At 71.0% G+C, this 21,286-nt stretch carries 20 protein-coding genes and 1 tRNA gene; 10 read left to right on the top strand and 11 right to left on the bottom strand.

Going from position 1 to position 21,286, the window contains the following annotated elements; all coding sequences use genetic code 11:
• Window positions 1-2 precede the first annotated feature (2 nt).
• Window positions 3-578, bottom strand: coding sequence for an RNA pyrophosphohydrolase (locus EV684_RS17895; protein WP_132648657.1), 576 nt, complete (start codon window positions 576-578; stop codon window positions 3-5).
• A 115-nt stretch (window positions 579-693) separates the two neighbouring features.
• On the opposite strand from EV684_RS17895, the gene EV684_RS17890 reads away from it, so the two are divergent.
• Both EV684_RS17890 and EV684_RS17885 read left to right on the top strand, forming a co-directional pair.
• Window positions 694-2,442, top strand: coding sequence for a proline--tRNA ligase (locus tag EV684_RS17890; protein WP_132648656.1), 1,749 nt, complete (start codon window positions 694-696; stop codon window positions 2,440-2,442).
• Entirely contained in the window at window positions 2,439-3,041 is a 603-nt protein-coding gene (locus tag EV684_RS17885) for a lytic transglycosylase domain-containing protein (RefSeq protein ID WP_132648655.1), read from the top strand. The genes EV684_RS17890 and EV684_RS17885 overlap by 4 nt, the downstream gene beginning before the upstream one ends.
• 10 nt (window positions 3,042-3,051) lie before the next feature.
• On the opposite strand, the gene EV684_RS17880 is transcribed toward EV684_RS17885, so the two are convergent.
• The 6 genes from EV684_RS17880 to hemA all read right to left on the bottom strand — a co-directional run bounded on the left by EV684_RS17880 (window position 3,052) and on the right by hemA (window position 7,959).
• Entirely contained in the window at window positions 3,052-3,618 is a 567-nt protein-coding gene (locus tag EV684_RS17880; RefSeq protein ID WP_132648654.1) for a UbiX family flavin prenyltransferase, read from the bottom strand.
• The gene (gene grxD / locus EV684_RS17875; protein WP_132648653.1) at window positions 3,618-3,932 is read right to left on the bottom strand and encodes a Grx4 family monothiol glutaredoxin; all 315 of its coding nucleotides are present in this window, start codon (window positions 3,930-3,932) and stop codon (window positions 3,618-3,620) included. Before grxD ends, EV684_RS17880 begins: the two co-directional genes overlap by 1 nt.
• Window positions 3,933-4,022: 90 nt before the next feature.
• A complete protein-coding gene (locus tag EV684_RS17870; RefSeq protein WP_132648652.1) occupies window positions 4,023-4,586 on the bottom strand; it encodes a hypothetical protein in 564 nt (187 codons plus the stop codon).
• Window positions 4,587-4,695: 109 nt separating this feature from the next.
• The gene (prmC, locus tag EV684_RS17865; protein WP_132648651.1) at window positions 4,696-5,505 is read right to left on the bottom strand and encodes a peptide chain release factor N(5)-glutamine methyltransferase; all 810 of its coding nucleotides are present in this window, start codon (window positions 5,503-5,505) and stop codon (window positions 4,696-4,698) included.
• Complete coding sequence (gene prfA, locus EV684_RS17860) at window positions 5,505-6,599, bottom strand: peptide chain release factor 1 (RefSeq protein ID WP_132648650.1); 1,095 nt, start codon at window positions 6,597-6,599, stop codon at window positions 5,505-5,507. The genes prmC and prfA overlap by 1 nt, the downstream gene beginning before the upstream one ends.
• 64 nt (window positions 6,600-6,663) lie before the next feature.
• On the bottom strand, window positions 6,664-7,959 hold the full coding sequence (gene hemA / locus EV684_RS17855; protein WP_132648649.1) for a glutamyl-tRNA reductase: 1,296 nt from the start codon (window positions 7,957-7,959) through the stop codon (window positions 6,664-6,666).
• 89 nt (window positions 7,960-8,048) lie between these two features.
• On the opposite strand from hemA, the gene EV684_RS17850 reads away from it, so the two are divergent.
• Window positions 8,049-8,330 carry a hypothetical protein gene (locus EV684_RS17850; RefSeq protein WP_132648648.1) on the top strand — a complete coding sequence of 94 codons (282 nt, stop codon included), beginning with the start codon at window positions 8,049-8,051 and terminating at the stop codon, window positions 8,328-8,330.
• 9 nt (window positions 8,331-8,339) lie between these two features.
• On the opposite strand, the gene miaB is transcribed toward EV684_RS17850, so the two are convergent.
• The 3 genes from miaB to EV684_RS17835 all read right to left on the bottom strand — a co-directional run bounded on the left by miaB (window position 8,340) and on the right by EV684_RS17835 (window position 10,196).
• Window positions 8,340-9,674, bottom strand: coding sequence for a tRNA (N6-isopentenyl adenosine(37)-C2)-methylthiotransferase MiaB (gene miaB, locus EV684_RS17845; RefSeq protein ID WP_132648647.1), 1,335 nt, complete (start codon window positions 9,672-9,674; stop codon window positions 8,340-8,342).
• 1 nt (window position 9,675) lies between these two features.
• Window positions 9,676-10,056, bottom strand: a complete 381-nt coding sequence (locus EV684_RS17840) for a hypothetical protein (RefSeq protein WP_132648646.1) — start codon at window positions 10,054-10,056, stop codon at window positions 9,676-9,678.
• A 63-nt stretch (window positions 10,057-10,119) separates the two neighbouring features.
• Window positions 10,120-10,196, bottom strand: a tRNA-Met gene (locus tag EV684_RS17835).
• Between the two features lie 45 nt (window positions 10,197-10,241).
• On the opposite strand from EV684_RS17835, the gene ftsY reads away from it, so the two are divergent.
• Entirely contained in the window at window positions 10,242-11,369 is a 1,128-nt protein-coding gene (gene ftsY, locus EV684_RS17830; RefSeq protein ID WP_132648645.1) for a signal recognition particle-docking protein FtsY, read from the top strand.
• Between the two features lie 281 nt (window positions 11,370-11,650).
• Here ftsY and ffh read toward each other — a convergent pair whose 3' ends face one another.
• The gene (gene ffh, locus EV684_RS17825; RefSeq protein ID WP_132648644.1) at window positions 11,651-13,018 is read right to left on the bottom strand and encodes a signal recognition particle protein; all 1,368 of its coding nucleotides are present in this window, start codon (window positions 13,016-13,018) and stop codon (window positions 11,651-11,653) included.
• A gap of 45 nt (window positions 13,019-13,063) precedes the next feature.
• Here ffh and EV684_RS17820 point away from each other — a divergent pair, with 45 nt between their 5' ends.
• From EV684_RS17820 to EV684_RS17795, 6 genes are all read left to right on the top strand, one after another.
• Window positions 13,064-13,882: a cytochrome C assembly family protein gene (locus EV684_RS17820; RefSeq protein ID WP_132648643.1), complete on the top strand. Its 819-nt coding sequence runs from the start codon at window positions 13,064-13,066 to the stop codon at window positions 13,880-13,882.
• On the top strand, window positions 13,879-14,112 hold the full coding sequence (locus tag EV684_RS17815; RefSeq protein WP_132648642.1) for a PP0621 family protein: 234 nt from the start codon (window positions 13,879-13,881) through the stop codon (window positions 14,110-14,112). Before EV684_RS17820 ends, EV684_RS17815 begins: the two co-directional genes overlap by 4 nt.
• 10 nt (window positions 14,113-14,122) lie before the next feature.
• On the top strand, window positions 14,123-15,991 hold the full coding sequence (locus EV684_RS17810) for a sensor histidine kinase (protein ID WP_132648641.1): 1,869 nt from the start codon (window positions 14,123-14,125) through the stop codon (window positions 15,989-15,991).
• A complete protein-coding gene (locus EV684_RS17805; RefSeq protein ID WP_132648640.1) occupies window positions 15,988-17,436 on the top strand; it encodes a sigma-54-dependent transcriptional regulator in 1,449 nt (482 codons plus the stop codon). The genes EV684_RS17810 and EV684_RS17805 overlap by 4 nt, the downstream gene beginning before the upstream one ends.
• Before the next feature lies 1 nt (window position 17,437).
• Window positions 17,438-18,025: a 1,6-anhydro-N-acetylmuramyl-L-alanine amidase AmpD gene (ampD, locus tag EV684_RS17800; protein WP_132648639.1), complete on the top strand. Its 588-nt coding sequence runs from the start codon at window positions 17,438-17,440 to the stop codon at window positions 18,023-18,025.
• Between the two features lie 287 nt (window positions 18,026-18,312).
• Window positions 18,313-21,165 (top strand): ribonucleoside-diphosphate reductase subunit alpha, encoded by a 2,853-nt coding sequence (locus tag EV684_RS17795; RefSeq protein ID WP_132648638.1) that lies wholly within the window; start codon window positions 18,313-18,315, stop codon window positions 21,163-21,165.
• The last annotated feature ends 121 nt before the right edge of the window (window positions 21,166-21,286 follow it).

The raw sequence follows: 21,286 nt of genomic DNA, 5'->3' as shown, positions 1-21,286 counted from the left end.
CTTCAGCGGGGCGCGGCCGGTACCGGAGCGGGCGCCGCACGCGGCGCTTCGTCGTCGTCACGGTGGGTGCGCAGGCCTGCTCTCAGGAACCGGTTGTGGGCGTTCGGCCTGGGCAGGTAACGCGCGAGTTCTGTCAGCGCCATCTCGTAGACACCGCGCTTGAACTCGATGACGACGTCCAGCGGCACCCAGTACTCGTTCCAGCGCCAGGCGTCGAACTCGGGGTGATCGGTGGCGCGCAGGTTCATGTCGCTGTCGCGCCCGACCAGGCGCAGCAGGAACCAGATCTGCTTCTGGCCTCGGTAGTGGCCGCGCGCGTCGCGCCGGATGTAGTGCTCGGGCACCTCGTAGCGCAGCCAGTCGCGCGTGCGGCCCATGATCTGCACGTGCTCGGGCTTGAGGCCCACCTCTTCGTGCAACTCACGGAACATCGCCTGCTCGGGCGACTCCCCGTGCTTGATGCCGCCCTGCGGAAACTGCCAGGAGTGGGTTCGCAGGCGCTTGCCCCAGAACACCTGGTTTTTCGCATTCAGCAGCACGATGCCGACGTTGGGCCGGAAGCCCTCCCGGTCGAGCATAATCGGACCCCGAATCTGTGACTCAGATCATTATTGCACCGGGCAGGTGCGGCACAAAGGCTCTCGGTTTCCCGCACGCGGGCTGCAGCCGTCCCGCACGGCCCGCACCGCGCCCATGAAAGCCTCCCAGACCTTCATCTCCACCCTCAAGGAAGCTCCCGCCGACGCGGAAATCGTCAGCCACAAGCTGATGATGCGTGCCGGGATGATCAAGCGCCTCGGCGCCGGCATCTACAACTACATGCCGATGGGCCTGCGGGTCATCCGCAAGGTCGAGGCCATCATCCGCGAGGAGATGAACCGTGCCGGCGCCGTCGAGCTGCTGATGCCGGTGGTGCAGCCGGCCGAACTCTGGATGGAGACCGGCCGCTTCCAGGCCTACGGCGCCGAGCTGCTGCGCGTGAAGGACCGCCACGACCGCGACTTCGTCATCCAGCCGACGAGCGAAGAGGTCATCACCGACATCGCGCGCCAGGAGCTGCGCAGCTACAAGCAGCTGCCGCGCACCTTCTATCACGTGCAGACCAAGTTCCGCGACGAGCGCCGCCCGCGCTTCGGCGTCATGCGTGGCCGCGAGTTCACGATGAAGGACGCCTATTCCTTCGATCGCGACAAGGCCTCGGCGCTGAAGAGCTACGACACGATGTACCGCGCCTACTGCGCGATCTTCGACCGCTTCGGCCTGACCTACCGCGCGGTGGCGGCCGACACCGGCGCCATCGGTGGCGACGCCTCGCACGAGTTCCAGGTCATCGCCGACACCGGCGAGGATGCGATCGTCTACTGCCCGACGAGCGACTACGCCGCCAACATCGAGCTCGCCGAAGCGCTGTCGCTGATCGCCGAACGTGCCGCGCCGGCGCAGGCCATGGCCAAGACGCCGACGCCGGGCAAGAGCACCTGCGAAGACGTCGCGGCGCTGCTCGGCCTCCCGCTCGCGAGCACCGTCAAGTCGCTGGTGCTGGCCACCGACGAGAAGGACGAGGCCGGCGACATCGTCAAGACGACGGTCTGGCTGCTGCTGGTGCGTGGCGACCATGCGCTCAACGAAGTGAAGGCCGGCAAGCTGCCGGGCCTGAAGAGCGGCTTCCGCTTCGCGACCGTCGCCGAGATCGAAGACCACTTCGGCTGCAAGCCGGGCTACCTCGGCCCGATCGGCCTGAAGAAGCCGGTCAAGGTGGTGGCCGACCGCACCGTCGCGGCGATGAGCGACTTCGTCTGCGGCGCCAACGAGCCCGACTTCCACATCACCGGCGTCAACTGGGGCCGCGACCTGCCTGAGCCGGACGTCGTCGCCGACATCCGCAACGTCGTCGCCGGCGACCCCTCGCCCGACGGCCAGGGCGTGCTCGCGATCCAGCGCGGCATCGAGGTCGGCCACGTCTTCTACCTCGGCACGAAGAAGTACAGCGAGCCGATGGGCGCGACCTACCTCGACGAAAACGGCAAGCCGCAGCCCTTCGAGATGGGCTGCTACGGCATCGGCGTGACGCGCATCCTGGGCGCGGCGATCGAGCAGAACCACGACGAGCGCGGGATCATCTGGCCGGATGCGATCGCGCCGTTCACGGTCGCCGTCTGCCCCATCGGCTACGACCGCAGCGCCGAGGTGAAGGCCGCTGCCGACCAGCTGCACGACGAACTCGTGGCACTGGGCATCGACGTCGTGCTCGACGACCGTGGCGAGCGCCCGGGCGCGATGTTCGCCGACTGGGAGCTGATCGGCGTGCCGCACCGCGTCGTCGTCTCCGACCGCGGCCTGAAGGCCGGCACGGTCGAGGTCCAGGGCCGGCGCGAGACGGCGGCCCACACGGTGCCGCTGGCCGAGGCCGTCGCCTTCGTGAAGGGCCGCCTGAAGGCATGATCGGCCGCCGCGCGCTGCTGGCGCTGCCGCTGGCGGCGGCCTGCGGCGCGGCGCGGGCCGGGGCGCAGAAGGAAGAGCCGCTGGCCGACGCCGTGCGCGGCGCGCTGGCCGCGGCCGTGGCCGACGGCGCGCCGCCCAAGCCGAGCTTCGGGCGCATCGAGGACCGGCTGGCCTATCTGCGCTGGCTGGGCGCGGCCAGCGAGAAGCTGAAGCGCCGCAAGAGCGAACACCGCACCCGCGTCGAGTTCCTCGAGACCGTCTGGTACGAGAGCCGCCGCGCCGGGCTGGAGACCTCGCTGGTGCTCGGCCTGGTCCAGGTCGAGAGCGGTTTCCGCAAGTACGCGATCAGCCGTGCCGGCGCACGCGGCTACATGCAGGTGATGCCGTTCTGGGCGCGCCTGATCGGCGACGGCGACGCCAGCCGGCTGTTCCACATGCAGACCAACCTGCGTTTCGGCTGCGTGATCCTGCGCCACTACCTCGACGTCGAGCGTGGCGACCTGTTCATGGCGCTGGGCCGCTACAACGGCAGCCGCGGGCGGCCGGAGTACCCGGGCATGGTGTTCGGCGCGCGCCGGAGCTGGGACCTGAAGGCCTGAGGCGCAGCGGCTAGAGGCCGCGCCACTCGCGCGGCGCCGCGCCTTCGAGCTGCAGCAGCGAGAGCACGCGTTCGACGCCGTCGTCGACGATCTCGGCCACCGTCTGCGGCCGGTGGTAGAAGGCCGGCAGCGGCGGGAAGACGATCGCGCCCATCTCAGTGGCGGCCGTCATGTTGCGCAGGTGGGCCAGGTTCAGCGGCGTCTCGCGCACCATCAGCACGAGGCGGCGGCGCTCCTTCAGCGCGACGTCGGCGGCGCGTGTCAGCAGGTTGTCGGCCAGGCCGTGGGCCACGGCGGCCAGCGTCTTCATCGAACACGGCGCGACGACCATCGCCGCGGTGCCGAAGCTGCCGCTGGCGACGCAGGCGCCGACGTCGCCGGGCGCGTACGAATGGTCGGCCAGCGCCTCCAGGTCGCCGCGCGACAGGCCCAGCTCGTGGTGGGCGTTGAGCACGCCGGCCGGCGTCGCGACGAGGTGGGTCTCGACGCCGAGCGCGCGCGCCCGCTCCAGCAGCCGCACGCCGTAGACGGCGCCGCTGGCGCCGGTGATGCCGACGACGAGCCGCTGGCGCGGCATCAGGCCTTGGCCAGCAGCTGCTGCAGCTCGCCCGACTGGTACATCTCCATCATGATGTCCGAGCCGCCGACGAACTCGCCGTCGACGTAGAGCTGCGGAATCGTCGGCCACTGGGCATAGTCCTTGATGCCCTGGCGCACTTCCTCGTCCTCAAGGACGTTGAAGGTCTGGAACTCTTCCACGCCGCAGGCCTTCAGCACCTGCACCGCACGGCCCGAGAAACCGCACATCGGGAACTGCGCCGTGCCCTTCATGAAGAGCACCACGCGGTTGCCCTTGACCAGTTCATCGATGCGTTGTTGAACGTCGCTCATGGCTGTCCTGCCGCCGTCTGTCTCGGTAAGGCGGCAAGGATAAGCGATCGGGCGCGAGCGTCCGGAGAGGCGGCGGCAAGCCCGCACGCCTCAGAACGAGTAGCGCACGCCGAGCTGCAGTACCGGTGCCAGCTGCATCTCGCGCAGCGCGCCGTCGAGCCACTGCTCGCCCAGCCGGACCCGGCCGCTGCGCCACTCGACCGAAGAGTCGCCGACCAGACCGACGTCCGCGCTGAAGGTCCAGGCGCCGTCGCGCGTGCCGGCGCTGTAGCCCAGGCCGAGATAGGGTTGAGTCGCCGACTCGTCGCCCAGACTGGGGCCCGTCGGCACGCTGCCCAGGCGCACCACTGTCGGCGACCCCAGCGGCAGACCACGGCCGCTGAAGGCCACGCCGCCGGTCGCGCGCAGGCCGCCGGTCCAGGATCGGATGCGCAGGCCGGGCGCGTCGAAGTAGTAGTCGCCGAGCAAGGAGCCGGCTTCGCGGGTGCCGCCGGTCAGCGTCACCGGTGCCAGCGTCGTCGCACCGAGCTGGGCGCGCGCCTGCCAGTGTGGCCACACCCGATCGGTGTCCGGCGGCGTGAGGCCTTCGGCGGCGACCGCTGCGCCCGCCAGAGCGAGGCCCGCGAAGGTCACGGGAGCAGAACGCGTGCGCATGGCAGGACTCCTCGTGCAGAGGACTTCATCATGCTCCGATGCGTGCGCCGCTGCAGGAATCCACGCGACGAATCGTGACATCCGCGGCGCTCGCGCGCCGACGCTGGTTTCAGCGTCGGCCGCCGGTGCAGCGCGGCTGGCCGCCGAGGTCGCGATGGGTTGCGATCTCGCGGAAACCGGCGTCCGCGAGCAAGACCTGCACCGGCTCGGCCTGGTCGTAACCGTGCTCCAGCAGCAGCCAGGCGCCGGGCTGCAGATGCGCTGCCGCGCCGGCGACGATCTCGCGCAGCGCGTCCAGGCCGTCGCCCTCCGGTGTCAGCGCGCCGCGCGGTTCATGCGTCAGCGCGGCCAGGTGCGGGTCGGCGCCGGCGATGTAGGGCGGGTTCGACAGCACCAGGTCGAACTGCCGGCCTGCCAGCGGCTGCCACCACGGGCCGTGCACGAGATCGATGTCCAGGCCGAGGCGGTGCGCGTTGTCGGCGGCCACCGCCAGCGCCTCGGCGCTGCGGTCGGTGGCGGTCACCGCCACCTGCGGCCGGGCGTGCTTGACGGCGAGCGCGATGGCGCCGCTGCCGGTGCCCAGGTCGGCCACACGCGCCGGCGCGCCGGGGGGCAGCAGCGCGAGCGCCCAGTCGACCAGCACCTCGGTGTCGGGCCGTGGCACGAGCACGTCGGGCGTGACGCGCAGCGTCAGCCCGTGGAACTCCCGTTCGCCGACGAGGTAGGCGAAAGGCACGCCGGCGGCACGGCGCGCGAGGTCGGCGGCGAAGGCGGCGGCGCTGGCCGGGCTCAGCAGGTCTTCGTCGTGCGCCAGCAGCCAGGCGCGCGAACGCCCGAGGCGGTGCGCCAGCAGCAGCTGCGTATCCAGCCGGTCGACACCGAGCTCGCGTCCGGCGGCCAGCGCGTCGGCGATGCGCATCAGCGGTCCCCGGTCTCGAGCTGGGCGAGCTGCTCGGCCGCGCGGGCGGCCTTCAGCGCCGCGACGACGTCGTCGAGCTCGCCGTCCATGATCTGGCCGAGCTTGTACAGCGTCAGGTTGATGCGGTGGTCGGTCAGCCGCCCTTGCGGGAAGTTGTAGGTGCGGATGCGGTCGCTGCGGTCGCCGCTGCCGACTAGGCTCTTGCGCGTCGCGGCCTCCTTGGCGGCGCGCTCGGCGCGGTCCTTTTCGCGCAGGCGAGCGGCCAGCACGGCCATCGCCTTGGCCTTGTTGCGGTGCTGCGAGCGGTCGTCCTGGCACTCGGCGACGATGCCGGTGGGCAGATGGGTGATGCGGATTGCGCTGTCGGTCTTGTTGACGTGCTGGCCGCCGGCGCCGCTGGCGCGGAAGGTGTCGATGCGCAGCTCGGCCGGGTTGAGCTGCACGTCCTCGGCCTCGTCGGCCTCGGGCATCACCGCCACCGTGCAGGCGCTGGTGTGGATGCGGCCCTGGGCCTCGGTGGCCGGCACGCGCTGCACGCGGTGGCCGCCGGACTCGAAACGCAGCGTGCCGAAGACCTCGGTGCCGTCGACCTTCAGCACCAGTTCCTTGTAGCCGCCGAGTTCGGACTCGCTGGCGCTCATGACCTCGACGCGCCAGCCCTGGCGCTCGAAGTAGCGCAGGTACATGCGCGCCAGGTCGCCGGCGAACAGCGCCGACTCGTCGCCGCCGGTGCCGGCGCGGATCTCGACGAAGGCGTTGCGCGCGTCGTCGGGGTCGCGCGGGATCAGCGCCAGCTGCAGCTCGTGCTCCAGCCGCGCCAGGTCGGCTTCGGCGTCGACGACCTCCTGCTGGGCCATCGCCGCCATCTCGGCGTCGCTCTCGGCGACGACCATCTCGCGCGCCGCGGCCAGGTCCTGCTCGCGCTGCAGGTAACTCCGCCAGCGGCCGACGACGTCGGCGACCTCGGACTGCTCGCGCGACAGCGTGCGCAGCCGCTTCACGTCGGCGGCCACCTGCGGGTCGGCCAGCAGGGCGTCGAGTTCGGCGAGTCGCATCCCCAGGCGCTCGAACCGTTGCCGAAGCGAATCGTTCATCGTCGTTCCAACGTGAAAACGCCCGGGCCCGCCGACAGCGGGCCCGGGCGAGGGGGATGGGGATCTAGCGCTCGGCGCTGGTGGCGCGCGAGCTCTGGCGCAGGAACAGGCGCGAGACGGTCTCGGCGAGGTGCGCGCGCTCGCTGCCGTCGGCGGCGTGCAGTTCGGCCAGCGTGCCGTGCAGCATCTTGTGCGTCAGCCCGCGCGACAGGGCTTCGAGCACGCTGTCGATCGGTTCGCCGCGCGCCAGCAGGCGGCGCGCACGCTGCATCTCGATCGCGCTCCAGTCCTCGGCCTGGCGGTTCAGCGCCTGGATCAGCGGCACCGCGGCGCGCTGGTCCAGCCAGTGCGCGAAGCTCTGCACGCCGGCGTCGATGATGGCCTCGGCCTGCTCGACGGCGGCCTGGCGCTTCTCGCCGGCGGACTGCACGACCGCCGACAGGTCGTCGACCGTGTACATGTAGACGTCGCGCAGCTTGGCGACCTCGGGCTCGATGTCGCGCGGCACGGCCAGGTCGACCATGAACATCGGGCGATGGCGGCGCTGCTTCAGTGCGCTCTCGACCGCGCCCAGGCCGATGATCGGCAGCGAGCTGGCGGTGCAGGAGATGACGGCGTCGAACTCGTGCAGGCGCTGCGGCAGGTCGGCCAGGCGCAGCGCCTGGGCGCCGAAGCGGCTGGCGAGGTGCTCGCCGCGTTCGAGCGTGCGGTTGGCGATCGCCATGCTGCGCGGCGTGCGCGCCGAGAAGTGCGTCGCCACCAGCTCGATCATCTCGCCGGCGCCGACGAACAGCACGTGGATGTCGGCCAAGTCTTCGAAGATCTGCGCCGCCAGGCGCACGGCCGCGGCGGCCATGCTGATCGAGTGCGAGCCGATCTCGGTGGCGGTGCGCACTTCCTTGGCGACCGAGAACGAACGCTGGAACAGCTGGTGCAGCGTCGTGCCCAGCGTGCCGGCTTCGTCGGCCTGGCGCACGGCCTGCTTCATCTGGCCGAGGATCTGGGGCTCGCCGAGCACCATCGAATCCAGGCCGGAGGCGACGCGGAAGGCGTGGCGTGCGGCGTCGCGGTCCTCGCGCACATAGGTGTGCGACTGCAGGTGGCCGCCGCTGACGCCGCCCTGTTCGGCCAGCCAGTCCATCGTCGGCCGCACCAGCTCGTGCACGGTCTTCGGATCGGCTGCGACGTACAGCTCGGTGCGGTTGCACGTCGACACCAGCGCCGCCTCGGGCGTCGCCAGGTGCAGGCGCTCACGCAGTGCACGCAACGCCGTCGGCATCTGTTCCGGCGCGAATGCGAGCCGCCCACGCAGGTCCAGCGGGGCGGTGTTGTGGTTGAGGCCGAGGGTGAAGACGCTCACGGGGCAGGATTGTAGGAGGCGGCCGACAGGAAGCGAGGGGTCAGGCTTGAGCAGGGTCAAAGCCGGCGTCCGGGGCAGAATCGATGTCGATGGAACCCCTGGATGCTTTCTGGCATTTGCTCAATTTCGTGCTCCCTGCGCTGGCCGTCGCCGCTTTGGCGGCCGGCGCGGCAAAACTGCTGTGGCGTCGCGAACTGAGAACGGTCGCCTGGACCCGGCTGGCGCGCGACGCCGCGATCGCCAACCTTCTGGTGCTCGTTGCCGGCCTGGTGCTCACGCGCCACGACGGCCGTATCCTGACCTACGCCGCGATGGTGCTGGCCTGCGCCATCGCCTTGTGGTGGCGCGGGTTCGGGCCCGGCCGCCGCTGATCCATTCTTTCAGTCCGCCAGCACCGGCGTGCCGCGCAGCGAGTGCGGCAGCGCCTCGGTGATCGTCACGTCCAGCATCCGGCCGATCAGTCGTGACGGGTTCGGCCCGCCGTCGAAGTTGACGATGCGGTTGCATTCGGTGCGGCCCATCAGCTCCTGCGGGTTCTTCTTCGACGGGCCTTCGACGAGGATGGTCTGGCGCGTGCCGACGCGCGAGGCGCTGATGCGGCGCACGTTGGCCTCGATCGCCGCCTGCAGCGTCTGCAGCCGCGCGAGCTTGAGCTCCTGCGGCGTGTCGTCGTCCAGCGCCGCGGCCGGCGTGCCCGGGCGCTGGCTGTAGACGAAGCTGAAGCTGGCGTCGTAGCCGACGTCGTCGATCAGCTTCATCGTCTTCGCGAAGTCGTCCTCGGTCTCGCCGGGGAAGCCGACGATGAAGTCCGAGGACAGGCTGATGCCCGGGCGCTGCTCGCGCAGCTTGCGGATCGTGCTCTTGTATTCGAGCGCGGTGTAGCCGCGCTTCATCGCCGAGAGGATGCGGTCGCTGCCGTGCTGCACCGGCAGGTGCAGGTGCGAGACGAGCTTCGGGATGCGGCCGTAGGCCTCGATCAGGCGCTGCGTGAACTCGTTCGGGTGGCTGGTCGTGAAGCGGATGCGCTCGATGCCCGGCACCTCGGCCACGTACTCCAGCAGCAGCGCCAGGTCGGCGATCTCGCCGGATTCGCCCATCGCGCCGCGGTAGGCGTTGACGTTCTGGCCCAGCAGCGTCACTTCCTTGACGCCGCGGTCGGCGAGGTCGGCGACTTCGGTCAGCACGTCCTCGAACGGGCGGCTCACTTCCTCGCCGCGCGTGTAGGGCACGACGCAGTAGGTGCAGTACTTGGAGCAGCCTTCCATGATCGAGACGAAGGCGCTGGCGCCCTCGACGCGCGGCGGCGGCAGATGGTCGAACTTCTCGATCTCGGGGAAGCTGATGTCGACCTGCGGCCGGCGCTCGGCGCTGCGCGCGGCGATCATCTGCGGCAGCCGGTGCAGCGTCTGCGGGCCGAAGACCATGTCGACGTAGGGCGCGCGTTCGATGATCGCGGCGCCTTCCTGGCTGGCCACGCAGCCGCCGACGCCGATCAGCACGCCCTTCTTCTTCAGGTGCTTGACGCGGCCGAGGTCGCTGAAGACCTTCTCCTGCGCCTTCTCGCGCACCGAGCAGGTGTTGAACAGCACGAGGTCGGCCTGCTCGGGGTCGTCGGTCGGCTCGTAGCCGCCGGCGGCGTTGAGCACGTCGGCCATCTTGGCCGAGTCGTACTCGTTCATCTGGCAGCCGAAGGTGCGGATGTAGACCTTTTTCATGTCACTTGGTCCAGGTCTGGGACACGGGCTCGTAGCGCCAGGCGGCGGCCTGCTCGGCGTTGGTGGGCCAGAGCTTGGCGCGTTCGGCGGCGTTGAGGATCCAGACGTCGAGCAGTTCGCCGTGCAGCTCGCGCGTGTAGTTCACGACGAGTTTCTGCCCGCTGAGGCTGGCCGACAGCACGATGAGGTTGTTCTCGCCGCGGATGCGCGCGCCCGGGGCCAGGAGCGCCGGCTGCCCGTTGAGCAGCACCGCGGGGGCCTGGGTGACGACGAGTTCGCCACGCAGCGAGTTCGGGGCCAGCTTGCGCTGCACGATGTTCTGCGCGGCGGCCGGCAGCGCGAGGGCGGCGGCCAGGGCCGCCAGCGTGACACAGCGGAGCATGGTGTGGATCCAGTGGCCGTGAAACGTAAAACGGCCCGAGGCGGTGAACCTCGGGCCGGTATCTGGTGGCGCTTCAGGGACTTGAACCCCGGACCTGCGGATTATGATTCCGTCGCTCTAACCAACTGAGCTAAAGCGCCTGAGCCCAGCAGTATAACAAGGCTCTCGCCAACTCGTCACCTCCGATGTTCAGCTTTTTCAAGAAGAAGGTCACACCGGCCCCGGCCGCCCCCGTGGAGCCCACGCCGGCCGAGGCCTCCGACCAGGCCCCGGTGCTGTCGGACGACGAGCTGGAGCGTGCCGCGCTCGCCGCTGCGCCGGAGCCCGAGGCCCTGCCCGAACCGGCACCGTTGCCGCTCGACGCCGCTCCAGTGGCCGAGGTGCCGGCCGCTGCCGAGCCGCGTTCGCGCTGGCTCGACCGGCTCAAGCTCGGCCTGCGCAAGACCGGCAGCAGCCTGACGCAGGTCTTCACCGGCACGAAGATCGACGACGCGCTGTACGAAGACCTGGAGTCGGCGCTGCTGGTGGCCGATGCCGGTGTCGGCGCGACGGAGTACCTGCTGCAGGACCTGAAACGTCGCGTGAAGGAGGCCAAGGCCACCGAGCCCGCGGTGGTCAAGGCGCTGCTCGCCGACGCCGTGGCCGAGCTGCTGGCGCCGCTGCAGAAGCCGCTCGCGATCGGCCAGGCGATGCCGACGGTGGTGATGGTCGCCGGCGTCAATGGCGCCGGCAAGACGACGACGATCGGCAAGCTGACGCGCCATCTGGCCGAGTCCGACCGGCGCGTGCTGCTGGCCGCGGCCGACACTTTCCGCGCCGCGGCGCGCGAACAGCTCGCGGTCTGGGCCGACCGCAACCGCGTCGAGATCGTCAGCCAGCAGGGCGGGGATCCGGCGGCGGTGAGCTTCGACGCCGTCACCGCCGGCCGCGCGCGCGGCTGCGACGTCGTCATCGCCGACACCGCCGGGCGCCTGCCGACGCAGCTGCACCTGATGGACGAGCTGAAGAAGATCAAGCGCACGATCGCCAAGGCGCAGGACGGCGCGCCGCACGAGGTGCTGCTGGTCATCGACGGCAACACCGGCCAGAACGCGCTGGCGCAGGTGAAGGCCTTCGACGCCGCGCTGGGCCTCACCGGCCTGATCGTCACCAAGCTCGACGGCACCGCCAAGGGCGGCGTGCTGGCCGCGATCGCGCGCTGGTGCGCCGAGCAGGGCCGCGTCGTGCCGGTCTACTTCATCGGCGTCGGCGAGCGGCTGGAAGACCTGCAGACCTTCGACGCCCGCGAGTTCGCGAACGCGCTGCTGGGGTGAGCCCGGACGTGAACGGTCCGGTGGACCGTTCACGCTTGGCGAACGGCCGGGCTAGCGGCCCGGCCCGGGTGGGATGAAAACCCCTGCGCGCTGAGGCTGCGGCAGGCCATGGCCGCCGGGCGGCCGGCTGGCTCCATGTCCCCCGGCCCGGCGTTGCCGGGCCTCCTCCTTTACTTCCGCCAGCCGGCCACCCGACGTCCGTGGCTGGCGATGTCGTCTGCACGCCTCCTGGAATGCAGTGGGCCGGCGGGCGCGCAAGAGCCCGCATGAAGCTGAGCCTGTCAGCCGCCCATCCCCGGCGGCAGCATGCCCTTCATGCCGCCCATGCGCTTCATCATCTTCATCAGGCCACCGCCCTTCATCTTCTTCATCACGCCCTGCATCTGCTCGAACTGGTTGAGCAGGCGGTTGACTTCCTGGACGTGAACGCCGGCGCCGGCGGCGATGCGGCGCTTGCGGCTGGCCTTGATCAGCTCGGGCTTGCGCCGCTCCAGCGCCGTCATCGAGTTGATGATGCCTTCCATGCGGCGGACGTCGCGTTCCGCCTTGTCCATGTCGGCGCCCTTGGCCTTGGCGGTGATCTGGCTGGGCAGCTTGTCCATCAGCCCGGCCAGGCCACCCATCTTCTTCATCTGGCTGATCTGCGAGAGGAAGTCGTTGAGGTCGAAGCCGCCGGACTTGACCTTGTCGGCGAGCTTCTGCGCCTCCTTCAGGTCGACGCCCTTCTGCACCTCCTCGACCAGGGCGACGATGTCGCCCATGCCGAGCACGCGCCCGGCGTGGCGTTCGGCGTCGAAGACCTCCAGGCCGTCGATCTTCTCGGACACGCCGGCGAACTTGATCGGCGCGCCGGCGACCTGGCGCACCGACAGCGCCGCGCCGCCGCGCGAGTCGCCGTCGAGCTTGGTCAGCACGATGCCGGTCAGCGGCAGCGCCTCCTTGAAGGCGCGCGCGGTGTTGATCGCGTCCTGGCCCTGCATCGCGTCGACGACGAACAGCGTCTCGACCGGCTTGAGCGTGGCGTGCAGCTCGCGGATCTCGGCCATCAGCGCCTCGTCGATCGCCAGCCGGCCGGCCGTGTCGACGAGCAGCACGTCGAAGTAGTGCCGCCGGGCGTGGTCCAGCGCGGCCAGCGCGATGTCGCGCGGCTTCTGCTCCGGCGCGCTCGGGAACCACTCGGCGCCGGCCTGCTTCGTCACCGTCTTCAGCTGCTCGATGGCGGCCGGGCGGTAGACGTCGGCGGAGACCGTCAGCACCTTCTTCCTGCGCCGCTCGATCAGGTGCTTGGCCAGCTTGGCGGTGGTCGTCGTCTTGCCGGCGCCCTGCAGGCCGGCCATCAGGATGACCGCCGGCGGCTGCACCGCGAGGTCCAGGTCGGCGACGCCGTCGCCCATCGTCGCGGCGAGTTCCTTGTGGACGATGCCGACCAGCGCCTGGCCCGGGTTCAGCGAGCCGGCGACCTCCTGGCCGAGCGCCTTGTCCTTGACGCGGGCGATGAAGTCGCGCACCACCGGCAGCGCGACGTCGGCCTCGAGCAGGGCCATGCGCACTTCGCGCAACATGTCCTGCACGTTGCCTTCGGTGATGCGGGCCTGGCCGCGCATCGTCTTGACCAGCCTCGAAAGCCGGTCGGATAGGGTCGAGGCCATCGCCGCTCCAGGCCGGGAAGGGCCTGCAAAAAGTACACTGTCTGCATGATTCTATCGAGTGCCTCTCCCGTGGTGAGCGGTGGCCTGCCGCTGTTCGTCGCGCTGCTGGCGATCGCCGGCTATGCCGTCGCTGCGCTGCCCCTGGCCAAGTCGGGCCGCATCTGGATTGCCGCGCTGCACGTCGGCTGGCTCGCCCACCTCGCCGCGCTGGTGCTCGACATCGGCGGCATCGGCCAGGAAGTGCCCGGCGCACGGGTCGGTTTCGGCCCCGTGCTGTCGCTGACGGTCTGGCTGGTGATGGCGGTGCACACCGTCGAGAACCGCTTCATGCCGCTGCCCGCGGTGCGGCGCTGGCTGGCGGTCTGCGGCGCCGTGGTCGTCGTGCTGGCGGCGCTGTTCCCGGGCGAGCCGCACCAGTACCACTCGCCGCTGGCGCCGCTGCACTTCGCGCTCGGCGTCGGCTCGTACAGCCTGTTCGGTGCCGCGGTCGTGCACGCGATGATGCTCGACGCCAGCGAGCGCCGCCTGCGCGAGCGTGCCGGCATCCACCAGCCGCGCGCCGGCATGCCGCTGCTGCTGCTCGAGCGCCTGACCTTCCGCTTCGTCGAAGCCGGCTTCTCCGTGCTCACGGCGACGATCGCGCTGGGGGCGCTGACCTCGGTCGGCTGGCGCTGGGACCACAAGGTGGTGTTTTCGCTGCTCGGCTGGGCGGTGTTCGCGGCGCTGCTCGTGGGCCGTCACCGCCAGGGCTGGCGCGGCCGCCAGGCCACGCGCTGGGTCTACGTCGGGGCGGTGCTGCTGCTGCTCGCCTACGCCGGTTCGCGCTTCGTCTTCGAGGTGCTGCTGGGGCGGCCTCCGGCGTGAAGTACCTGCTCGTCATCGCCGTCGTCGGCATCGTGCTCTGGCTGATGTTCGGCCGCGGCCGCCGTGCGGCCAGACCTGCGGAGCGCAGCCGCGCAGCCGCCCGCGCCGAGCCCGCCGAGATGGTGGCCTGCGCCCACTGCGGCGTGCACCTGCCGGCCGACGAGGCCGTGGCCGATGCCGCCGGGCGCCGCTACTGCGGCGAGGCGCACCGGCTCGCCGGGCCGCGCTAGGGCGGCGGCGATGGACGCGTCGCCGCAGGATCGTCGATCGGGCGAGCGGCGGCACGGCGACCGGCGTGCCACGCCGCCGCATGCCGAGTCCTCGTGGTTCGGCCACGAGTCCAGCTTCGACCCGGGTTGGAGCGCCAGCGGCAACGTCGAGCTCGACCAGCGCCTGCGGGCGCTGTGGTCGCAGCGCGTCGTCGGCAGCGAGGACAGCGCGCTGGCGCGCATCCACCGCACCTACGCCGCGGTGCGTGCGGCTTTCGGGCTGGCGCTGGTGGCCGCGCAGGGCGCCGGCAACCTGCTCGGCGCGCGCGTCTCGCTGCCGCTGACGCTGATCTGCATCGCCTATGCGGTGCAGGCGATCGCGCTGTGGCTGCTGCCGCGGTTCCAGCCGCTGACGACGCCGGTGGCCTCGCCGATGCTGCGCCGGCGCCAGTGGCTGGCGACCGTCGGTGTCGACCTCGTCGCCTTCGGCTCGCTGCATCTGGGTGGCAGCGGCGGGCCGATCAACTATTCGGCGCTGCTGGTGCTGCCGGTGCTGATGGCCGGTGTCATGGGCCCGCGGCTGGTGGCGCTGGGCACCGCCGCGGGCGTCGCGCTGCTGCTGCTGGCCGGCGTGTCACGCGGCGGCTGGGACGAGCTCGAGCTGGCCGGCCCGCTGCTGCAGTCCGGCCTGGCCGGGCTGGGCCTGTTCGTCATCGCGCTGCTGTCGGGCGAGCTGTCGGTGCGGCTGGCGCGCGAGGAGAAGGCGGCACGCGGCAGCCTGGAGCTCGCGCGCCAGCAGGCCCAGCTCAACCGTCTGGTCATCGAGGAGATGGTCGACGGCGTGCTGGTCGTTGACGGCCGCTTGCGTGTTCGTGCGGCCAACCCCGCGGCGCGGGCGCTGCTGGTCGACGCCGGGCTGAGCCCGCCGGCGCCTTTCGGCCTGGAGTCGCGGCCGGGCTGGGTGCCGCTGGCGCGTGCCGTCGCCCGTGCGCTCGCCGAACGCGACTGGCCCGAGGCCGGCCGCGAGCTGACGCTGGCCTTCGAGGGCAGCGCGCCGCGCACGCTGCGGCTGAGGGTGCGGTTCGTGCGCGGCCGCGCGCCGGGCGACGAGCACCGCGACGAGCCGCTTTGTGTCCTGCTGCTGGAGGACGTGCGCATCGCCCAGGCCCGGCTGCAGCAGGAGAAGCTGGCGGCGATGGGGCGTGTGTCGGCCGGCATCGCGCACGAGATCCGCAACCCGCTGGCCGCGATCTCCCAGGCCAACGCGCTGCTGCTGGAAGACGAGCTCGGCCCGGCGCAGCGACGCCTGGCGCGCATCGTTGCCGACAACGTGGACCGCCTCAAGCGCATCGTCGACGACGTCATGGAACTCGCGCCCGGCGGTCCGCACGCGCCGCCGGTGCCGCTGGACGCGACGGCCGAGGTCGGCTGCGCGGCAGCGGACTGGGCGGCCACCGTGGAACTGCCGCTGGGGCGCAACAGCCGGCTGCGGGTCGAACTGCCCGATGCGCCGATCGGCGTGAGCTTCGACCCCGAGCATCTGCGCCGCGTGCTCGTGAACCTGCTGGACAACGCGCGCCGCCATGCGAGCGAGGCGCCGGCGGCGATCCGGCTGCAGCTGTTCGCGCTGTCGGACACGCAGGCCCAGATCGTCGTCGCCAGCGACGGGCCGGCGATCGCGCCCGAGGTCGAGCCCTACATCTTCGAGCCGTTCTTCTCGACGCGCAGCCGCGGCGCCGGCCTCGGCCTGTATATTTGCCGCGAACTCTGCGAGCGCTACGGCGCGGGCATCGGCTACCGCCGGCGCGACGCCGACATCGGCGCCCGCAACGAGTTCGTCGTCACGATGAAGCGCTGCCCGCTGCCGGCGGCCGACTCTCCCCTGCCACTGAACCCGTGAGCGCTGCCACGACGCCCCGTCTGCTCGTCGTCGACGACGAGCCCGACCTGCGCACGCTCTACGAGCTGACGCTGCTGCGCGAGGGCTACGACGTCGAAAGCGCGGAGACCGTCGAGGAGGCCTGGGCGGCCCTGCAGTCGCGCCGCTTCCAGCTGCTGATCACCGACATGCGCCTGCCCGACGGCACCGGGCTGGACCTGCTGCGCCGGCTGGAGGACGCCGGGCGCGGCGAGAAGGGCATCGTCATCACCGCCTACGGATCGGCCGAGAACGCCGTCGAGGCGCTGAAATCGGGCGCCTACGACTATCTGACGAAGCCGGTGGACCTGCGCCAGTTCCGCGCCGTGGTGGCGTCGGCGCTGGGGCGCACGCCGGCGCCCGATGGCGCCCCCCGTGCGGCGCGGCCGGCCGAGGCGCGCCACACGCTGCCGGCGCGCCGTGCGCTCGAGCGCATGGCCGGCGACTCGGCGGCGCTTCAGCAGGTGCGCAGCCTGGTCGGCAAGGTGGCGCGCAGCATGGCGCCGGTGCTGGTGCACGGCGAGTCGGGCACCGGCAAGGAGCTGGTCGCGCGTGCGATCCACGAACTCTCGCCGCGCCACGCGATGCCATTCGTCGCTGTCAACTGCGGGGCGATCCCCGAGTCGCTGCTCGAGGCCGAGTTCTTCGGCTACCGGCGCGGCGCTTTCACCGGCGCCGTCGAGGACCGCGAAGGCTTCTTCCAGGCCGCGCAGGGCGGCACGCTCTTCCTCGACGAGATCGGCGACCTGCCGCTGGCCATGCAGAGCAAGCTGCTGCGTGCCGTTCAGGAGCGTGCGGTGCGACCGCTCGGTGCCCCCACAGAACAGGCGGTCAACGTGCGCATCGTCAGCGCCACGCACAAGGACCTTGCCGTCGAAGTCCATGCGGGCCGTTTCCGCCAGGATCTGTTTTACCGCCTGAACGTCATCGAGATCGTCGTTCCGCCGCTGCGCGAGCGCCTGGAGGACCTGCCGGCGATCGCCGCGGCGGTGCTCGAGCGCATCGCCGGTGATGCCGGGGTGTCGCCGCCGCCCGTGCTGTCGGCCGAGGCGCTGGCGCACCTGTCGCGTTACGCCTTCCCGGGCAACGTGCGCGAACTGGAGAACCTGCTGCACCGCGCGGTCACGCTGGCCGGCGGCAGCGTTGTCGAGTGCCGTGACCTGGGGCTGCCCGAGGTCGCTTTCGCCGATTCGGCGCACCTCGAACTCGACGCCCCCCTGTGCGAGCCCGTGCGTGCCGCGACGAGCGAGGCGCCGCTGCCTGCGGACCTCGCCGCCCACCTCGACCAGGTGGAGCGCGAGATCCTCGAGCGCGCGCTCGAGCGTCACCGCTACAACCGCACCGCCGCCGGCGCCAGCCTGGGGCTGTCGCTGCGCCAGATGCGCTACCGCATGGCGCGGCTGGGCATCGGCAGCGGCGACGACTGAGTTGGCCGGTTCGCCACGCCACTGGCGCGACGGCTGGTATGCCGGCGCGCGCGCCCTCCCGTCGCCCAACTTCGGGCCGCGGCCGGCGGACGCCGAGATCACGCTCGTGGTGCTGCACTCGATCAGCCTGCCGCCCGGCGAGTACGGCGGCGACGCGATCGAACGCCTGTTCACGAACACGCTGGACTGCGACGCCCATCCCTATTACGAACGCTTGCGCGGGCTGCAGGTGTCGGCGCACTTCGTCATCCGCCGCGGCGGCGAACTGCTGCAGTTCGTGTCCTGCGACGAGCGCGCCTGGCATGCCGGGCGTTCGGCCTGGCGCGGACGCGAGAACTGCAACGACTGGTCGATCGGCATCGAGCTCGAAGGCCTCGAAGGCGAGCGTTTCGAGACCGCGCAGTACGCCCGCCTGGCGCGGCTGCTGCCGGCGCTGGCGCGCGCCTATGCGCTGGCCGAGGTGGCCGGCCACGAGCACGTCGCGCCGGGGCGCAAGCACGACCCCGGCGCGGGCTTCGACTGGCCGCGCCTGGCGCGGCTGCTGGCGCCGCGGGCGCCAGCGCTGCGGGTCGTGCCGGCCGCCGGCTGAGCCGGCTCCGCTTTCACTGCAGGCCTGCCTCAGGAACGCGCAGCGGTTGCGCCGCGCGGGTGCCTCGTGGCCCGGTTCTGGTGCGGGATTTCACGCATCCGAACGCTATTCCTAGTGCGTTGCAGGCTTTGATGGCGCTAGATATAGTGTCCGCTCGCGTCGTGCTCCGCCGCCGTCGGCCGCTTCCCCAGCGGCCCCGGCGTTCGGCCCGTGCCGCGGTCCTCCCCGGCCGCGCCGCGCCGAAAGCGCGCCCAGCCTTCCGCCCACCACACCGACAGGGGAACCCCATGCAAGCAGTCCAGTCGTCCGCGACCGAGGCCGTCGTGCCCGCTCGAAGCGCCGCCGTCGCACCGGCCGCCGCGTCCGTCAGCGGCTACCAGATCATCCGCCGCAACGGCTCGGTCGTCGCCTTCGAGCCCAACAAGATCGCCGTCGCGCTGATGAAGGCCTTCCTGGCCGTGCACGGCGCGCAGGGCGCGGCTTCGGCCAGCGTGCGCGAGACGGTGGACCAGCTGACCGAAGGCGTGGTGCGCGCGCTGGTGCGCTCGCGCCCGGGCGGCGGCACCTTCCACATCGAGGACGTTCAGGACCAGGTCGAGCTCGGCCTGATGCGCGGCAGCCACCACGAGGTCGCACGCGCCTACGTGCTCTACCGCGAGCGCCGTGCGCAGGAGCGCTCGCGTCAGGCCGCGGCGCCCCGACCGGCGGCGCCCGAGCTGCATGTGCTCGACCGCGGCCAGCGCGTGCCGCTGGACCTTCCGGCCCTGCGGTCGCTGGTCGAGCAGGCCTGCGCCGGGCTGGGCGAGGACGTGCGTGCCGAGCCCATCCTCGCCGAGACGCGCCGCAACCTCTACGACGGTGTGCCGCTGGACGAGGTCTACAAGGCGGCGATCCTCGCCGCGCGCACGCTGATCGAGAAGGACCCGGCGTACACGCGCGCCACCGCGCGGCTGCTGCTGCACACCATCCGCCGCGAGATCCTCGGCGCCGACGTGCGCCCCGAGGCGATGGCCGCGCGTTATGCCGAGTACTTCCCGCAGTACGTGCGCGAAGGCGTGCAGGCCGAACTGCTCGACGAGGAGCTGCAGCGCTTCGACCTCGCCCGCCTGGGTGCGGCGCTCAAGCCCGAGCGCGACCTGCAGTTCGACTACCTCGGCCTGCAGACGCTGTACGACCGCTACTTCCTGCACGTCGACGGCCGGCGCATCGAGCTGCCGCAGGCCTTCTTCATGCGTGTCGCGATGGGGCTGGCGCTGAACGAGATCGACCGCGAGGCGCGTGCGATCGAGTTCTACGACGTGCTCTCCAGCTTCGACTTCATGTCCTCGACGCCGACGCTGTTCAACAGCGGCACGCGGCGTTCGCAGCTGTCGTCTTGCTACCTGACGACGGTGGCCGACGATCTCGAAGGCATCTACGAGGCGCTGAAGGAGAACGCGCTGCTGTCCAAGTTCGCCGGCGGCCTGGGCAACGACTGGACCCCGGTGCGTGCGCTGGGCAGCCACATCAAGGGCACCAACGGCAAGAGCCAGGGCGTCGTGCCCTTCCTGAAGGTCGTCAACGACACCGCGGTGGCCGTCAACCAGGGCGGCAAGCGCAAGGGCGCGGTCTGCGCGTATCTCGAGACCTGGCACCTGGACATCGAGGAGTTCCTGGAGCTGCGCAAGAACACCGGCGACGACCGCCGGCGCACGCACGACATGAACACCGCGAACTGGATCCCGGACCTGTTCATGAAGCGCGTGATGGAAGGCGGCGACTGGACGCTGTTCTCGCCTTCTTCGTGCCCCGACCTGCACGACAAGTTCGGCGCCGCCTTCGAAGAGGCCTACGTCGCCTACGAACGCCGGGCCGACCAGGGCGAGATCCGTCCGTTCAAGCGCCTGCCGGCCCGCGACCTGTGGCGCAAGATGCTGACGATGCTCTTCGAGACCGGGCATCCGTGGATCACCTTCAAGGACGCCTGCAACCTGCGCAGCCCGCAGCAGCACGTCGGCGTCGTGCACTCCAGCAACCTGTGCACCGAGATCACGCTGAACACCAGCGCCGGCGAGATCGCGGTCTGCAACCTCGGCTCGATCAACCTCGCCCAGCACGTCGCCGGCGGCGGCATCGACCAGGCCAAGTTGAAGCGCACGGTGTCGACGGCGATGCGCATGCTCGACAACGTCATCGACATCAACTACTACGCGGTGAAGAAGGCGCGCGACGCGAACCTGCGCCACCGTCCGGTGGGCCTGGGCCTGATGGGCTTCCAGGACTGCCTGTACCAGCTGCGCCTGCCCTACGCCAGCGACGCGGCGGTCGAGTTCGCCGACCGCTCGATGGAAGCGCTGTGCTACCACGCCTACTGGGCGTCGAGCGAGCTGGCCGAGGAGCGCGGCCGCTATTCCAGCTACCGCGGCTCGCTCTGGGACCGCGGCGTGCTGCCGCAGGACACGCTGGACCTGCTGGCCGCGGCGCGTGGCGGCCACGTCGAGGTCGACCGCAGCGAGACGCTGGACTGGGCGGCGCTGCGCGCGCGCATCGCCGTGCACGGCATGCGCAACTCCAACTGCGTGGCCATCGCGCCGACGGCGACGATCTCCAACATCATCGGCGTCGATGCCTCCATCGAGCCGTGCTTCGGCAACCTCTCGGTGAAGAGCAACCTGTCGGGCGAGTTCACCGTCGTCAACGAGTACCTGGTGCGCGACCTCAAGCGCCTGGGGCTGTGGGACGACGTGATGGTGATGGACCTGAAGCACTTCGACGGCTCGCTGCGCGCCGTCGACCGCGTGCCCGACGAACTCAAGCAGCTCTACGCCACCGCCTTCGAGGTCGACGCGCGCTGGCTGGTCGAGGCCGCCGCGCGGCGCCAGAAGTGGATCGACCAGGCGCAGTCGCTGAACATCTACATGGCCGGCGCCTCGGGCAAGAAGCTCGACGAGATCTACAAGCTGGCGTGGACACGCGGCCTGAAGACCACCTACTACCTGCGCACGATGAGCGCGACGCACGCCGAGAAGAGCACCGTCGCGCCGGGCGCGATGAATGCCGTGCCGCGCCACGGCGGGCTGGAGGCCGCCGCGGCCGCCGAGCCCGCGAGCGACGTGCGCTTCTGCTCGATCGACAACCCCGATTGCGAGGCCTGCCAGTAGGGCTTCGGAGCATCTAACGCGCGAAGTGCGCATTCCTCGACACCTAATGCGTCGATCGAATGCGCGCCCATGTCAACTAGTGCTTGGTGATACCGAGCAAGCCCTCGATAATTCAAGAACA

The sequence above is a fragment of the Rubrivivax gelatinosus genome, assembly GCF_004340905.1.
GTDB lineage: Bacteria > Pseudomonadota > Gammaproteobacteria > Burkholderiales > Burkholderiaceae_C > Rubrivivax > Rubrivivax gelatinosus.
This window is presented reverse-complemented; position numbering and strand designations above follow the sequence as displayed.